Annotated in this window: 10 protein-coding genes; 1 reads left to right on the forward strand and 9 read right to left on the reverse strand. The window is 36.5% G+C overall.

Annotation, left to right across the window (positions count from 1 at the left end; translation table 11 throughout):
- Positions 1–53: 53 nt before the first annotated feature.
- From EPA86_RS15590 to EPA86_RS15600, 3 genes are read right to left on the reverse strand one after another with little or no spacing between them, the layout of a single operon-like run.
- Positions 54–965 (reverse strand): FAD:protein FMN transferase, encoded by a 912-nt coding sequence (locus EPA86_RS15590; RefSeq protein WP_140605254.1) that lies wholly within the window; start codon positions 963–965, stop codon positions 54–56.
- A 1-nt stretch (position 966) separates the two neighbouring features.
- On the reverse strand, positions 967–2,289 hold the full coding sequence (locus EPA86_RS15595) for a DUF3570 domain-containing protein (protein WP_140605256.1): 1,323 nt from the start codon (positions 2,287–2,289) through the stop codon (positions 967–969).
- Between the two features lie 40 nt (positions 2,290–2,329).
- Entirely contained in the window at positions 2,330–2,554 is a 225-nt protein-coding gene (locus EPA86_RS15600) for a DUF4266 domain-containing protein (RefSeq protein WP_140605258.1), read from the reverse strand.
- Positions 2,555–2,941: 387 nt separating this feature from the next.
- Here EPA86_RS15600 and asnB point away from each other — a divergent pair, with 387 nt between their 5' ends.
- On the forward strand, positions 2,942–4,606 hold the full coding sequence (gene asnB / locus EPA86_RS15605; protein WP_140605260.1) for an asparagine synthase B: 1,665 nt from the start codon (positions 2,942–2,944) through the stop codon (positions 4,604–4,606).
- Positions 4,607–4,892: 286 nt separating this feature from the next.
- Here asnB and EPA86_RS15610 read toward each other — a convergent pair whose 3' ends face one another.
- The 6 genes from EPA86_RS15610 to EPA86_RS15635 all read right to left on the reverse strand — a co-directional run bounded on the left by EPA86_RS15610 (position 4,893) and on the right by EPA86_RS15635 (position 16,513).
- Positions 4,893–5,204 carry a hypothetical protein gene (locus EPA86_RS15610; RefSeq protein WP_140605262.1) on the reverse strand — a complete coding sequence of 104 codons (312 nt, stop codon included), beginning with the start codon at positions 5,202–5,204 and terminating at the stop codon, positions 4,893–4,895.
- Positions 5,205–5,211: 7 nt separating this feature from the next.
- Positions 5,212–6,222 carry a quinone-dependent dihydroorotate dehydrogenase gene (gene pyrD, locus EPA86_RS15615; RefSeq protein WP_140605264.1) on the reverse strand — a complete coding sequence of 337 codons (1,011 nt, stop codon included), beginning with the start codon at positions 6,220–6,222 and terminating at the stop codon, positions 5,212–5,214.
- Positions 6,223–6,344: 122 nt separating this feature from the next.
- Positions 6,345–11,210 carry an NAD-glutamate dehydrogenase gene (locus EPA86_RS15620; RefSeq protein WP_140605266.1) on the reverse strand — a complete coding sequence of 1,622 codons (4,866 nt, stop codon included), beginning with the start codon at positions 11,208–11,210 and terminating at the stop codon, positions 6,345–6,347.
- Positions 11,211–11,603: 393 nt separating this feature from the next.
- Positions 11,604–13,961: an efflux RND transporter permease subunit gene (locus tag EPA86_RS15625; protein ID WP_140605268.1), complete on the reverse strand. Its 2,358-nt coding sequence runs from the start codon at positions 13,959–13,961 to the stop codon at positions 11,604–11,606.
- Positions 13,962–14,030: 69 nt separating this feature from the next.
- Positions 14,031–15,047, reverse strand: a complete 1,017-nt coding sequence (locus EPA86_RS15630) for a YCF48-related protein (RefSeq protein ID WP_140605270.1) — start codon at positions 15,045–15,047, stop codon at positions 14,031–14,033.
- Between the two features lie 104 nt (positions 15,048–15,151).
- Positions 15,152–16,513, reverse strand: a complete 1,362-nt coding sequence (locus EPA86_RS15635) for a DUF1329 domain-containing protein (protein ID WP_140605422.1) — start codon at positions 16,511–16,513, stop codon at positions 15,152–15,154.
- Positions 16,514–16,522 lie beyond the last annotated feature (9 nt).

Raw genomic sequence — 16,522 nt, forward strand, 5'->3', positions numbered from 1 at the left:
ACAAGCAGCTAGTAAGCAAACTAGCTGCTTGTTATTTCAACTGACAGGAAATATTAACGCCTAACCCAATACTTAACTTCTTGTTCATTTAGGAAATTTTCTGCTCTTTCTCCTTGTAGCAGCGCTAAAGTTGCTAAAACACCTGCTTGAGTACATTGTGGTGCCACAACGGTTATTGAGCGCGGTGCATTTTCAATAGGCCAACCAGTTTTGGCATTAAGTACATGCCCAAAACGTTTACCTTCTTTTATTAAGTAACGTTTACTATCTCCACTTGTTGCTAATCCGCCCGATACTAAAGCAATGATCATATCAGGCTGTTGCTTGGTTAAAGTGGGATGTTCGATTGCGACCTGCCAAGGTTTATTCTGCTTAAGTGGAGAAGTTACTGCTAAATCACCACCTAAATTGATTAAAACTGGTGAATCAGTGATTGATTTTGCAAGTAAAATGGCCTTATCAACAGCATATTCTTTTGCAATGCCGCCAAAGTCAATTTCCATTTTCTCAGGTAAAGTCACTTGATGTTGATTGTATTTAACTTTTTGCCAGCCAATATATTTCAACAAACTGTCAATGTTACTTTGCTCAGGCACTTCATGGTTGGGCGAAAATTGCCAAGCTTTTCTTAATATACCTGTAGTTATATCAAACAGGCCATCACTTAAGTGATAACACTGCTCAGCAAAGTTTAACAATAAAAACGTTTCTTCATCTATTGGAGTCGGTAACCCACCATTGGTGTTAATTTGTTGACACAAACTGTCTGTACGATAGCGACTGTACTTGTGTTCAATCCTCCAAACCTCTGTACACACCTTACTAGCCAATCGTTGTGCTAGCTGTTTATCTTGACTTTGAATAATGATTTCACACGGACTTGCCATAGCCTGAAAGTTTATGTGTATAAATGCTGAATTATCACGCTGACATAAATTTACATTGATTTTTCTTGAAATAGACATGTTAAAACGAGTAAGAAACTTGCGCTATGATTGCTTTTACTGCCGGATAAATATTAAGGTCATTTAATACCCCTATTGACTCAAACCCTGCATTCTCAGGCGTTTGTTGGTAATATTCAAGCCTGAACGAAAGTTCATTACCCTTTTCTAAAAACATCCCATACTTTACCCCTAAAGTTAAGGTAACCATCTGCCCTATTCGATAATCTGCACTTGCATAATCAATATTAAGGCTTTCGTTTTGCTCTAATAAGTAGGGTTGATAAAACAGAGCTGCTGATTGTTTGTAGAAACGTAGGTGTGGCTGTATATATGATTCATTAGATGAGAATAAATGAACTGGAATACGTAAGCGGCTATCTATTGTGTGAGAGGTAATATCCCAATCATCCCACATATATCGGTAGGATAAATCTAAAATATTCTGCTCGAAATGATACATACTTTGAAAGAATGTACTTTGTTTAACTCGAGTTGTAGGCCGTTTTTCATAAATATAATCTTGGGCAATACCCTGCTCGTTTATGACACTGATAATTTTAAAAGGATCGGTAAGGTAACCATCAACCATTGAATAAGAATAATTCATTTGCACCAACATTCGTCTATTAATAACTTGTGTCAGTCCAAGCATGAGATCTGTAGTGGTTTTAGTATCACTTGAAGTTAATCGTGTCTTCGCAAAGGCTTCATCCCAATCAGGGTCATTACTATCACCAATTAACATAGAAGCAAAAGCAACAGGTATACCACCTTCAGGGCTAAAAGTATCATGAAAATAACTAAATCCAGCCGAAAGCGTGGTGTTCTTACGGTCAAAATCAACAGCAAGATTACTATTAATTCCTAAAGATAAATAATCATATTCCTTTGAAAAATGTGCGCCAGAGCTCAAAATATAATCTTGCGCAATGGCTTGCGTCCATTGGCCATTAAGCTGCACTCGTGTATCTTTGAAAGTATCATCAAGAGGTGTATCTTCTCCAGAAATTACATATTGCCCCTGACCTGAGGGTCTAGTAAATGTTTGTGCGTATGGCTGCGCCACTGCACCATTAGCTGAAGCCCCTGTTAAAGCGTCGATAGTAAACTTAAGATTAAGCACTTCATCGTTATCAAACGTTTTATTCGCAGAAATAATACCTTCAATAGCGCTGACTCGCTCTGCTTCACTGTAAAACAAAAAAGCACTCTCGATATCCCAATCATCAGTGACACTGCTTTGTTGAGCGTTTGACTCTGTCGGTATTGCAATACCTAACAAGGTACTTGTTGCAATAGAAAGTGCAGCTTTAATATTTTCTTTATTTTTACCTAGAACCATAGAATACAGAGCTTAATTATTATGAGATAAATTAATAAGGTTAATTACAGCCACAACCGCCACCGCCAAAACTTTTACCACCACTTGAAGCTTCTTTACTAAAATAAATGTGATCGTCCAAAGAGGCATCGAGTGGCGAAGACGTTAATGCCATTTCTTTTTTAGCAAGTAGATCTCTTTCCCAAGGCTCAACCCCTAAACTAGCACAGCCCATTACGCTTATGGAAGTTATAAATATGAAACATAACCTTATAATTTTATTCATTGCAATCATCCAGTTAGTAATAGCGGTTCATAGCTAAAGATTAACATTTATATAAGCAAATTAATGCCGTTGCTACCTAAATTTTAGTAACTTTCTGTTAAACAACATAGAATTATGTCTCCGCTTATAACTATTTTTACTAAATATTTAAAAAATATTGTTGATATTTTATAAAAAACTGGCAAAGTGTCTATAGAAGCAATTTGAGTAATTAGTCTATAACAAGTTTTGTTGATACTTAAATTGATGTAATCTTGCAGTACTACAACAAATTTAATTTTTTAAATTTAGCTTCCTAACCTGCCATATTCAATCAGTTTATTTGAATTTACTGTTTTGAACTCACAATCTGACATTAACTATATTATTTAAAGGAGTAGCGCTTCAATGTGTTCGATCTTTGGTATATTAGACATAAAAACTAGTGCTGATGCACTTCGCCCTAAAGCATTAGAATGTTCTCGCTTATTACGTCATCGCGGCCCAGATTGGTCGGGTATTTACAACAACGACAATGCGATTTTAGTGCACGAACGATTATCTATTGTTGATACAGAGCATGGCGCTCAACCACTTTATAATGATGATAAAACTCATGTATTGGCGGTCAATGGTGAGATATATAATCATAAAACACTCTCAGAAAAGCTGTTAGTAGAATATAGCTTTAAAACAGGTTCTGACTGCGAAGTTATTCTTCCATTATATGAAGAGCATGGCGTAGAGTTTGTAGACAAACTTCAAGGAATGTTTGCTTTTTGTTTATACAATGCAAATGATAACAGTTATTTAATTGCTAGAGACCATATAGGTATTATCCCACTTTATACCGGCTATGATAGTGATGGTAACTTTTATGTTGCCTCTGAAATGAAAGCATTAATGCCACTGTGTAAAACTGTTGAAGAATTCCCTCCTGGTCATATTTTAGATAGCCGCGTTGGTAGAGTTGAAAAATATTACAAGCGTAACTGGCAACAATATGGTGCAATTAAAGATAACACCACCAGTAAAGATAAACTAAGAGAAGCACTTGAAGAATCCGTTAAAAGTCACTTGATGACTGATGTACCATATGGCGTACTTTTATCAGGAGGGTTAGATTCATCATTAATTTCAGCTATCACGCAAAAGTTTGCCGCTCGTCGTATTGAAGATAATGATTTAGCTGAAGCATGGTGGCCAAAAGTGCATTCGTTTGCTTGTGGTCTTGAGGGGTCTCCTGATTTGCTAGCAGCGCAAACTGTTGCCGACAGTATTGGTACCATCCATCACAGTGTTATTTTTACCGAACAAGAAGGTATCGATGCCCTTAAAGAAGTTATTTATCATCTAGAAACTTATGACGTAACCACAATCAGAGCCTCTACTCCAATGTATTTAATGGCAAGAAAAATTAAAGCTATGGGGATCAAGATGGTGCTTTCTGGAGAAGGTGCGGATGAAATATTTGGTGGTTATTTATATTTTCATAAAGCGCCAAACGCACAAGAGTTTCATGAAGAACTAAACCGAAAACTTGAAAGGTTACACAAGTTTGATTGTTTAAGAGCAAATAAATCAATGTCTGCTTGGGGAATTGAAGCTCGTGTCCCCTTCTTGGATAAAAACTTTATGGACGTTGCAATGCGCATAAATCCTGAAGATAAAATGTGTGGTAATGGCAAAATGGAGAAAGCCATTTTACGAGAATCTTTTGAAGGTTATTTACCTAAAGAAATTTTATGGCGTCAAAAAGAGCAATTTTCTGATGGTGTAGGTTATTCTTGGATTGATGGCTTAAAAGCATTTGTTGAGTCTCAAGTAACAGATCAACAACTAGAAAGTGCTAGCTATAGATTCCCTGTAAACACACCAGATAGTAAAGAGGCTTACTTCTATCGTTGTATATTTGAAGAGAAATTCCCGCTAGCCTCAGCTGCACACTGTGTTATAGGTGGCAAATCTGTAGCCTGTAGTACACAAGAAGCATTAGCTTGGGATGAAAGCTTTAAAGATAATGCCGATCCATCTGGGCGTGCAGTACTTAGCGTACATAATGAAAGTTATTAACCCGTATAAAGTTAATAACCAGCAATAAAAAGGCCGATTGATTTCGGCCTTTTATATTTTTACTGCAATCATCTAAGCATTATCACTAACTAACCTCAGCTCGGGATAACAACTTGCTATCTAGCTGTCTATTTTCCTTACTACAGCGTTAAATTAGTTTGCAATAGACTAGCTATTGGCGCACTAGTTTTCCTTTAAATAAGAAAAATCGCCAAGCTAGAATACTGATAAATCTAAATTTACATACATTTCAAATAGCTAGCTAATTTCTTATCTCTAGTTGAGGTTAACTAGAAAATTTTAAAAACCAAGCAGTTAAGGTGACTAAGAATTGTAATAACCAAAAAACACCTACAAGTAATAATCTTATAACAAACTGAGCCGTAGAAATATTGGCTTTTTGGTTAACATTATCATTAACTAATCTTATTGCTTTATTTGTAGAATACAAAAAAGTAATAGTAACTATGGTAATGCTTGATAGTAAAAAAACATTAACCGAGTAATCACCGTAAAGTACTAGATAACAGACAAAAACAGCAAGTATTGAGCAAACAGGTGCTAAAGCTAAATGAAGAAAATACTTCCAAAAGTTCATTTATAGCCTATAAGCCTTTAACAATGTCTTTAACTAACTCTGGTCCCTGATAAATAAAACCAGTATACACCTGTACAAGACTTGCACCCGCGGCGAGTTTTTCATTAGCATCATCACTTGAAGAAATACCGCCAACACCAATAATAGGAAGTTTATTGTCTAATGCCTTAGCAAGTAACTTAATTACTGTTGTACTTTTATCTTTAACAGGCGCACCGCTTAAACCACCTTGCTCATTACCATGCTCAAGACCTTCAACACCATCTCTTGATAAGGTTGTATTTGTGGCAATAACGCCATCTATCTCATTTGTGATCAATGAAGCTGCGATAGAATTAACTTCATCTTCATTTAAATCAGGCGCGATTTTTACCGCTATTGGAACATATTTATCATACTCTTTACTTAGGAGTTTTTGCTCAGCTTTTAATGCAGCTAACAATTCATCCAGTGCTTCACCATATTGCAGTGAGCGTAAGCCAGGTGTATTTGGTGATGAAATATTAACGGTAATGTAAGTAGCGAAATCATAAACCTTTCTCATGCAATGAATATAATCATCTTTAGCATTTTCTTCAGGTGTCGTTTTATTTTTTCCAATGTTGATACCTATAACGCCTTTAAACTTAGCTGCTCTTACTTGGTCAACTAAATAATCAACACCTTTGTTGTTAAACCCCATACGGTTAATAACTGCGTTAGCTTGTGGAATTCTGAAAATGCGTGGCTTGTCATTACCTGGTTGTGGTTTAGGAGTTACTGTGCCTACTTCGACAAAGCCAAAGCCCATTGCAGCAAATGCATCTATACATTCCCCATTTTTATCTAACCCGGCAGCTAAACCAACTGGATTAGGAAATTTTATTCCCATGACATTAACAGGCTTGTCTTTTACAGACTGTTTGTACATAAAGTTTAACGGTGATGAACCAGTGCTTTTTAATCCTTTGATGGTAACTTCATGAATCTTCTCTGGATCAAAATGAAAAAAAACTTTTCGTATCGCTGAATAGAACATAGAGCCTCTAATGTTAGGTAGTTATAGAATAAATTGTAAAGGAGAAAATAAAAATCCCCGCTAGGCGAGGATTTTATCAGTTAAGGTAAGTATTACAACTTCCCTAAAGCATTTGCGCTAAATTATTTAACGATAACTGGGCTACAGTTTAAACTGAGTAGCATCAACTCACGTAATGCAACTGAGAATTTTGCAAAATCATGTGTTTGCCCGACTTTAAAGTCTGACAAAATATGCTTCCAACGATCAAGTGGCTGCTCATTAGTTGCAACCCACTCATCCAGTAACGTTTCAAGATCAGCAACTTTTGTATCACACTCACAGCTTAAAACTACCGAAGTTAATGAACGCTGTTGCCAGTCTAGCTCTTCCCTAAATGAAGCACGAGCTAATGCTTGCCAATGGTTGCCTACCGGTTGATTGGTAATTTGATCTAAGAACCAGTGTAGCTCTAAACGCACACCTAACTTGAAGTATAAATGAGCAACTTGTTCAATTGTTCGGCCATCATCATTCGCTACTTCAGCAATGTCCATCGCAGAGAATAGCGTGCTTAACTGTGAAACTCTTACTGCAATATCTTTAGGCACACCAGCGTTAATTAAATCATCTGAAATTCGTTCTAGCTCCTGAATTTCTTCTGTGATCATAAAATCAGCAAGGTTAGAAGACAATAACGCAAATGTTGGTTGATAAAGTGCAATTGATTGCTCAATTGATAATGCCTTGTTTCTATGGCGCAAGAACCAACGAGTTACACGTCTAATTGTTCTACGGTATTGAAATAGCATCTCTGTTTGTATTGCTGTAGAAATTTTATTATCTAACGTTGCGATTTTTTGCCAAAAGAGTGGCAGTTCAAATACCTCACTAGCAATAGTGTAACAGTTGGCAATCTCTGCCACAGTTGCACCTGTTTCTTCATGCATACGATTAACAAAATTAAAGCCCATATCATTGCCAATTTTATTAGCAAGTTTTGTCGCTATAATTTCAGCACGTAATGGATGTTGTTGCATTTCAGCTTGATAGTTATCTCTTAGCTGCGCAGGGAATGCGTCAATTAATAATCTATCATGGTATGGATTATCTGTGATTTCTTCATGAACTAAATCATCTTTCAATACCATTTTACTATAGGCGAGTAATACTGAAAGTTCTGGACGAGTTAAACCTTTATTTTCTGCTAAACGATCAGCAATTTCTTCATCATCAGGAATAAACTCAAGTGCGCGATCTAATTTACCCGTTCTCTCCAGTTCGTGAATAAAGCGAACTTGCTCTTTTAATTGATTAACACCGCGCATTGCCGTTATTGACAGTGAATGTGTTTGACGGTAACAATCTTCAATAACAATATCACCTACTTCATCAGTCATATCATATAAAAGCTTGTTACGTTGCTTAACAGTTAAATCACCATTTTGAACTAATGTATTGAGCAAGATCTTAATGTTTACTTCATTATCTGAACAATCAACACCACCAGCATTATCAACCGCATCGGTATTAATTCTACCGCCAGTAGCAGCATATTCAATACGACCTAATTGTGTTAAACCAAGGTTACCACCCTCGCCTACAATTTTTGCTTTTAATTCTTTACCGTTAATTCGTAAGCCATCATTTGCACGATCACCTACTTCTAAATGTGTTTCTTTGCTGCCTTTAACGTAGGTACCGATACCACCATTCCAAAGTAAGTCTACTTCCATTGTTAAGATGGCTTGAATTAGATCGTTTGGTGCCATACTCTGCTTTTGTGTACCAAGCATTTTTTTAATTTCAGGCGTTAATTTGATCGATTTAACATGGCGACTAAAAATACCACCGCCTTTAGAAATTAATTCTTTGTTGTAATCTTCCCATGTACATCCCGCTAAATTGAATAAACGCTCACGCTCAGGGTAAGACGTTTTCGCTACTGGGTTCGGGTCGATAAAAATATGCATGTGGTTAAAAGCAGCTTGTAATCGAATATGCTTAGATAACAGCATACCATTACCGAATACATCACCAGCCATATCACCTACAGCGATACAGGTGAAGTCAGTACTTTGACAATCGATGTCCATTTCTCTGAAATGACGTTTAACTGATTCCCACGCGCCTTTTGCTGTAATACCCATTGCTTTATGGTCGTAACCAACACTACCACCTGAGGCAAAAGCATCACCTAGCCAGAAGTCATATTCTTCAGAGATACCATTAGCTATATCAGAGAAAGTCGCAGTACCTTTATCCGCTGCTACAACTAAATATGCGTCATCTTCATCTAAACGAACAACATCCTTAGGAGGAACAATTTCACCTGCAACAATGTTATCCGTGATATCTAATAAGGCACGAATAAACGTTCTATAACATTCTTTACCAGCTTCAAAAATTTCTTCTCTAGAGCCACTTTCAGGAAGCTGCTTACAAACAAAACCACCCTTGGCACCAACTGGCACGATAACAGTGTTTTTAACTTGTTGTGCTTTGACTAAGCCCAATACTTCGGTTCTAAAGTCTTCACGGCGATCTGACCAACGTAAGCCACCACGAGCAACTTTGCCACCACGCAAGTGAACACCTTCAACTTGTGGAGAATAAACAAAGATCTCAAATTTAGGCACAGGTAATGGAATTTCACTAATTTGTTCAGGCACAATTTTGAATGAGATATAAGATTTCTCGGCCTGATTAGCATCTAATTGATAATAGTTAGTACGGATAGTCGCATTTATCATTTCGACAAAACGACGAATAATGCGGTCATCATCCAAGTTAGCAACATTGTCTAAAGAACTTTCAATCTCATTTAATACTTTATCAATTGCTTTCCCTTTAGCTGACTCCGATGACTTACTATTAGGATCAAAACGTAAGCTAAATAATTTAATTAATAGCTCAGCTAAATTTGGGTATCTTGAAAAAGTATCCTCGATATAACTTTGACTAAAACGTCCACCAATTTGACGTTCATATTTTGCAAATGCACGCAAGATTGATACAGCTCTGCCTTCAAGTCCAGCACCTAAAATTAAACGGTTAAAACCATCATCTTCTAGATCACCACGCCATACTTTAGCAAAGGCATCTTGAAATAAAGAACGTACTTTATATAAATCAAAATTACTATCACCTGTTAAGTACATCGAAAAATCTAGTATCCAGCTTGTTTCACCTGGTGTTCTTATCGCATAAGGACTTTCACCAATGACGCGTAAACCAAAGTTTTCTAACATTGGTAACACATCACTTAAGTGAATTGGCTCACCTTTATGGAATAATTTTAATTTAACAAAACGGCTATCAGGCTTTTCTTCAAGTGGTTGATAGAAAAGCATTTCAAGATTATTACTTTCGGTTAAGCTTTCTAACTTTTCGATATCAACAATGGCTGAACCTGGTAAAACTTCATCTTTATAAGCTTGCGGGAAGCTTGAGTACTTTTTACTTAATGATTTAGCATCTGCTTCACCAAGGTTAGAAGCAAGTGCAGTTACTAGCTTGTCATCCCAGTTACGTGCAGCTTCATTCAAATTCTTTTCTATTTCTTTCACGTTTATATCTGCTTTAGTAGAGTTTACTTTGACGATGTAGTGAGTTCTAGCGTGTACAGACTCAGAGAAGAAAGTAGTAAACTCAACTTCTTCATTGCTGTTAAAAACTTCTTTCAATAGTTTTTGTGTCTCAACACGTAACTTGGTGTTATAACGCTCCCTTGGTACATAAACCATACATGAATAGAAACGATCAAACGCATCTCTTCTGACAAAAAGTCCTGTATAGTCGCGCTCTTGCATCTGCAAAATACCTGTAACATTTTGCAGGAGTTCTTCAACAGAGCTTTGTAATATTTCATCTCTTGGGTAAGTTTCTAAAATATTAATAAGGGCTTTATAAGCATGTGTTCCTTTAGCAAAGCCAGATGAGTCACAGACCTCAATTACTTTAGATTTAATTAATGGTAAATCTAGAGCACTGTTTGTGTAATAAGCTGAACCGAATAAACCAATAAAGCGTTCTTCACCTACCACGTTACCTTTGCTATCGAAACGCTTAATGCCGATATAATCAAGTTGTGCTGGACGGTGAACTCGAGAACGTGAATTTGTTTTCGTTAGAATTAAATGGTTGTTACCCAGAGCAACTTCACGGCCTGTTTCACTTAACGTAGAAACTAAGCGTGATTTTAAACCTTTAGAGTTTTTCATTAAGCCTAAGCTTGATTCTAAATTCGCTTCTAAAGAAATATCACCTTTAACTGCTTTTACATCATATGAACGATAGCCCATTAATGTGAAATGGTTTTCAGTAATCCATGATAAAAACTCTAAGGTGTCATCTTTAGCTTTTTTAGTGCCTGGCAATTTGGCTTTTTTAACATCTGCAACAACTTCATTTAAGCGTTTTAGCATTGGTTGCCAATCATTAACAGTGAGTTGAATATCTTCAACAACAGATAAAAGTTCAGCCTTGATAGCATTTAGCTCAGCTTGACTCGTTTGACGGTCAACTTCGATGAAGAAGATAGTTTCTTCTGAAGTCGCTTTAATTTTTGTATCAACAATAGGTGCTAGCTCAGCAATTTCAAGATCTTTAGTTCTGGCTACTTTTAATGGTGAATTTAACATTAAATGCGCAGGTATTCCGAGACGGTTCAAAGCGATACGTATTGAATCAACTAAAAAGGGCATGTCTTTGACAATAATTTCAATAATAGTGTGGCTAGATTTCCAACCATTCTTGCTTACTGTTGGGTTAAAAACATGAATTACAGGCTCATCATCTTTATGTTCATTCAATGAGCTCCATAAACTCAAAGTTGCACCATACATATCACTATCATTTCGATGCGATAAATCTTGCGATGAAATATTACCGTAAAGTAAGTTGGCAAACTGCTCTACTAATGGAGCACTGTTCTTTGGTACTTTTTGATGAATTAATTGTGATACATTATTTAATATCACTGATGGTGAACCGTTTACTAACGCCATGCCGTTTTCCTTTTGCCTTAGAGTTTTAAAAAGAAAGCTTGAATAATTAATTTAGTTATCTTGGGTATTACTTTACGCAATTTAAACAAGATTTATATTATTTTTTTATATCTGTCTATCAGAATAGACTATGGCACGGATTTTATGAATAAATCTAAGCTATTGCGAGTTTTTTTTTCTTGAAAGGAGCACTAAAACTTCTTGTTTTACACAAGATTCGACCACTTTATTTTACAATAAACTATGTTTATGCATTATTGCTAAATAGAAACTGGTTAATCAGTAGTATTCTTGTTTTTTTATGCACAAAAAAAGCAGGTTTTGTGAATAAAAAAAAGTTTGTTTAATATCAAATTAAACAAACTTTTTTTATAGCCTTGCTTTGGGTAAGTGTTAAATTCCCGTTCTTCCTGCAATTTGCACTTCGCCAGAGTCTTTTTCTTCTTCGGCTTTAGATGGCCAGAAAAAAGCAGCTAATGCGGGGAGAACTATTATCGCTGCCAGCATATTAACTAAAAACATGAAAGTTAATAAAATTCCCATATCCATTTGGAATTTCAAATCCGAGAAGAACCAAGTTGAAACACCAATGGCAAGTGTTAAGCCTGTTATGAGAACTGCACTTCCCCTTTCTTTTAAGGCAGCTAAATAAGCATCTTGAACTTTAGCACCTTCATTTAATTTAGTACTCATGGTTGAAAGTATATAAATACCATAATCAACACCAATACCAACACCTAATGCAATTACAGGTAATGTTGAAACGGTTAATCCAATATCTAAAGCGGTCATTAACCATTGTGCTAATGTCGATACTACATATAAAGGTAAAATTACAACGGCTGTAGCTCTGATACTTCTAAAACTAATTAAACATAATAAAATTACCGCTCCGTATACATAAAGCATCATCGGGACTTGCGCTTCAGAAACGGCTTCATTAGTTGCAGCCATAACGCCTACGGGGCCTGAGGCAAGTTTAAACTGCACTTGTTCTGTACCTAATACTTTTGATGCAGCTTGAACAGCATCAATAACAGTATTAATTGTTTCTGCTTTATGGTCCTCTAAAAAGAGAATAACAGGCATTACACTACAATCACTATTTAATAAGCCACTAGAAGAAGGAACCCTTGCTATAGACTGCACTAGAGTTTGTTGATTTCGTGGAATAACTCTCCACTTAGGATTACCTTCGTTATATCCAGCATTCACTATTTTTGATATTGAAGCCAAACTAACCGCAGACTGAACGCCAGCAACGTTTTCCATACGCCATTGAAAATTGTTAATAGTCGACATAATGTCATAGTATGTACAAGCTTCTGGCGTCGTTTCAATAATCACTGACATATAGTCAACGCTAATAGCGTATCGGTCTGTTATTAAAAAAGTATCGGTATTATATCGAGAGCTTTCATGTAAGGCTGGAGCACCAGCGTGAAGCTCACCTATTTTCAACTCTTGGCCTTTATAAAAACCAACCAAATATAAAGCAGCCGTAATAGATAAAATGATAACTGCAGGCCCTTTAGTGGCAAAACTTGATAAAGCGAGCCATACAGTACTTTCTTCTTTTAATTGCCCGACTTTTGCCGATTGTTTAATTGTCATGTAAGAAAGCATTACAGGTAACAATACTAAGTTGGTCAAAATGATCATCGCTACACCTAAAGAGGCTGTAATGGCAAGCTCTCTAATAATACCTATGTCAATAGATAGTAATGTTAAGAAACCGACAGTATCAGAAAGTAATGCAATTCCACCTGGTATCAATAAAGCTCTAAAGCTTGCTTGTGCAGCAGCGGTACAAGTCAACCCTAAGCCAACTTTTTTAACCACAGAGTTTATCATTTGCACGCCGTGGCTCACGCCGATAGCAAAAACCAAAAATGGTACCAAAATAGACATAGGATCAAGGCCAAAGCCTAGAGATGAAAGCATGCCCATCTGCCAAACAACAGCGATTAGAGAGCAAAAAATAGGCAGGATTGTTAAACGAATAGAATGGCAAAAGATGTACACCATTACCGCGGTAATTGCGATTGCTATAGCAAAGAATAAAACTACCCCTTTAGCTCCTTGAGCAACATCACCAACCATTTTAGCAAAGCCAATAATATGCACTGTTATATTGTTTTTCTCATAACTTTGCCTAACTTCATTTTCAAGCTTTTCGGCTATTTGTAGTGTATCTAGTTTCTCTCCTGTTTCAGGGTTTATATCAAGCAGAGCAGCTTTTACCATAGCGCAACTATAATCATCCGCGACGATACCACCTACAATACCTGCCTTTTCAATATTACCTTTAACAATAGCAAGACCTTCAGTAGTTGCTTGAAAGTCAGCCGGAATAACAGGACCACCAGCAAAACCATCTTCAACAACCTCAACGAAACGAGTACTGGGTGAGAACAAAGACTTTACTTGAATTCTATCTACGCCGGGAATAAAAAATAACTTATCGTGAACGCCCTTTAATGCAGTAAAGAATTCAGGGTTGAAAATATCTCCTTCACTATCACATACAGAAATTAAAATATTATTTGCACCACCAAAATTAGCACGATGCTTTAAATACGTTTTCATGTAACTATGTTCTAGAGGAATATTTTTAGTAAACGAAGCATCAAGTCTAATTTGACTCGCTTGGAATAATAAAAAAACACTGGTAAGAAAGAAAAGTACCAACACAAAAAGTCGATGACGAAATAACGCAACTTCTATGCGGTTAGCTAGGGAGATTTTCATAGTATTTATAATTCCACACAAAATATAACAAGAACAACATCGAATAGGTAATTAGCGGATAACCTATCACTACAAGGAAATTTGTTTTATTCCAACATCAGAAACAACAATAAGTTTTCCATTAAATAACACGCCTGCAATTAAAGACTTACCGTCTTTTTGAGGGTGTAATCGATAAGTTAAACCATCATCAGTGCTTTCTAACAAAACACCGTTATTACCTAAAATTAGTACTCTATCGTCTTTACTGATGAGCACTTCATTTAGTAAAGCTGTAGTATTTGTTGATATCTCATTCCAATTACTACCATTCTTAATACCTCTAAATACATGCCCACGTAGACCTGCAACAATAAGATTTCCTGTTTTAGTTCGTGCTAAACCAAAAAATGAACCTTGATAAATATCTTCAAACTGTTGCCAAGTAACACCGAAATCATTACTTTTTGCCAACATGCCTGTTTCACCTAACAAGAAAAGCGTGCGACCATCTTTTACCAGTTTATTGAAATGCGGTAAAATAAAAGCGATTTCATCAAGGTATGCTTCTTCGTCTTCCTGCTTTAGCTCAGCTAAATACTCGACATCATCGGGAAGTAAAAACTCTTGATGAAATTCACTTTGCCATGTCTTTCCGCCATCAGATGTACGAAGCGTTTGTCCGTAAGCACCAACAGCAATACCATGGTTCTCATTATCAAAGGCTATATCAAAAAGAGGTTTTTCTAATTCAGGGGAAAAATACTGTATTTCCCAACTTTCACCGCCATCGCTTGTATGTAAAATCGTTGAATCATGACCAACAACCCAGCCAAGTTCAGGTGTTAAAAAATACACACTAGTTAGGGTTGACTGCACGGGAACATTTGCTTGACGCCAGTTTTCACCGTCATTTGAAAGCAATATATGACCATACTCACCAACAGCAACTAGTTTGGATTGTCCTACTTGAGTAATATCTAATAATAAAGATTTATCAGCTAAGGGTGCTTGGATGGCAGGAGAAGGAGATTCACTTTGAAAACCGTAGCTAGTCAGACTAAAACTACAAACAAGCAAAGCTATAGTGAATATTAAAAAACGCATAATAAATAGCACTCAACTAAAACAAAATTGTGTATGTAATTAATTTTTATTTGTGTAGGTTTAAACAAAAACGGCTGACATAGTCAGCCGTTAATTAAAATGACTTATCTACGACCTTCTCGTCTTAATGCCGATGGTGTAAAGTCTCGGTCTTTTAACTCAACAGAGAAATCATACATTTTAGCTTCGTTATCTAAACCAATCGCTAAATAACGACGAGATTGAATGTCATGATATACCTCAAGTGTAGACCATTGGGCAGGAACTTCGTAATAGTTCAGGCCATGAGCAACTCCAACACGATATAATTCATCACGGTTATCATAAATATCAGTCACAGCCACTTGCCAACTATCTTCATCTATAAAGAAAACACGTTTTTTATACGTATGACGTGTATTTTCTTTTAGTGTAGCTTCAACAACCCAAACTCTATGCTTTTCATAACGAACAAGATCTGGATTAATATGTCCTGCTTGTAATATGTCCTTATATTTAACTTGGTTACTGTGTAAACGGTAATCGTTATAAGGAATCAGCAATTCTTTCTTGCCTTTGAGTTCCCAGTTGTAACGATTAGGTGCACCGTTATACATATCAAAATCATCTGTAGTACGTAAACCATCTGACGCTGTACCAGGTGCATCATATGCAACATTAGGCGCACGACGAACACGACGCTGGCCTGTATTGTATGTCCATGCTTGTCTTGGCACTTTAATTTGATCCATGGTTTCATGAACCAATAATGCAGTACCTGCTAGACGTGCTGGCTCAGTAACCTTTTGTTTAAACTTAAATAAGATGTTCGATTTTTCAAGCTCTTCTGGAGAAGCACCTTTTGTTCCATAAGGTAACATTAATGTTTCGTTGAAACCGATGTAGGTGAAACTTCCTGAAGCAGTTGGAGCAGCTTGTCCGCCTTGACGTTGAACTTGTTCACCACGATAACGTAAGGTGTGATTCCAAATTGCTTGTAACCCATTTTCTGGGATTGGAAAAGGCACACCAATTGCGGCTTGCTTAATACCATTTCCATTTTCAATTAATTCTGCTCGAGTGGCATTATCTTTTACGGCTTGATAAACATGTTCAGGAAAAGAAGCACTTCGGCGAGTTTGATAAACATTCATTTTAAATGTATCAGGGTACGTTTCAAATAGCTTAACTTGACCAGGTGTCAATAAGTCTTTGTACTCAGCCATATTGCTGGCAGTTACAGTATATTTTACTTTATCCGCAGAAAACGGATCTAAATGGTGATCACCTGGAGAATAACCAGCAGGTGCTTTTGTAATACCACCAGTCCACTCAGGGATTGAACCATCTTTATTCGCTGCGCGTTCTGCGCCCATAGGCGTAAGTTCTTTACCAAGCTTAGCTGCTTGTTCAGGTGAAGTTTTTGCTAAAACATTACCTGACAATGCAATTGATACAGCTAAAGATATTAAAGGTAATTTCTTCATTGTTGTTTT

It is taken from the genome of Litorilituus lipolyticus (assembly GCF_006439335.1).
In the GTDB taxonomy this organism is placed as follows: Bacteria; Pseudomonadota; Gammaproteobacteria; order Enterobacterales; family Alteromonadaceae; genus Colwellia; species Colwellia lipolytica.

Coding starts and splice junctions, on each gene's coding strand:
- EPA86_RS15590 (WP_140605254.1), bottom strand. CDS start 965: ATGTCTATTTCAAGAAAAATCAATGTAAATTTATGTCAGCGTGATAAT.
- EPA86_RS15595 (WP_140605256.1), bottom strand. CDS start 2,289: ATGGTTCTAGGTAAAAATAAAGAAAATATTAAAGCTGCACTTTCTATT.
- EPA86_RS15600 (WP_140605258.1), bottom strand. CDS start 2,554: ATGAATAAAATTATAAGGTTATGTTTCATATTTATAACTTCCATAAGC.
- asnB (WP_140605260.1), top strand. CDS start 2,942: ATGTGTTCGATCTTTGGTATATTAGACATAAAAACTAGTGCTGATGCA.
- EPA86_RS15610 (WP_140605262.1), bottom strand. CDS start 5,204: ATGAACTTTTGGAAGTATTTTCTTCATTTAGCTTTAGCACCTGTTTGC.
- pyrD (WP_140605264.1), bottom strand. CDS start 6,222: ATGTTCTATTCAGCGATACGAAAAGTTTTTTTTCATTTTGATCCAGAG.
- EPA86_RS15620 (WP_140605266.1), bottom strand. CDS start 11,210: ATGGCGTTAGTAAACGGTTCACCATCAGTGATATTAAATAATGTATCA.
- EPA86_RS15625 (WP_140605268.1), bottom strand. CDS start 13,961: ATGAAAATCTCCCTAGCTAACCGCATAGAAGTTGCGTTATTTCGTCAT.
- EPA86_RS15630 (WP_140605270.1), bottom strand. CDS start 15,047: ATGCGTTTTTTAATATTCACTATAGCTTTGCTTGTTTGTAGTTTTAGT.
- EPA86_RS15635 (WP_140605422.1), bottom strand. CDS start 16,513: ATGAAGAAATTACCTTTAATATCTTTAGCTGTATCAATTGCATTGTCA.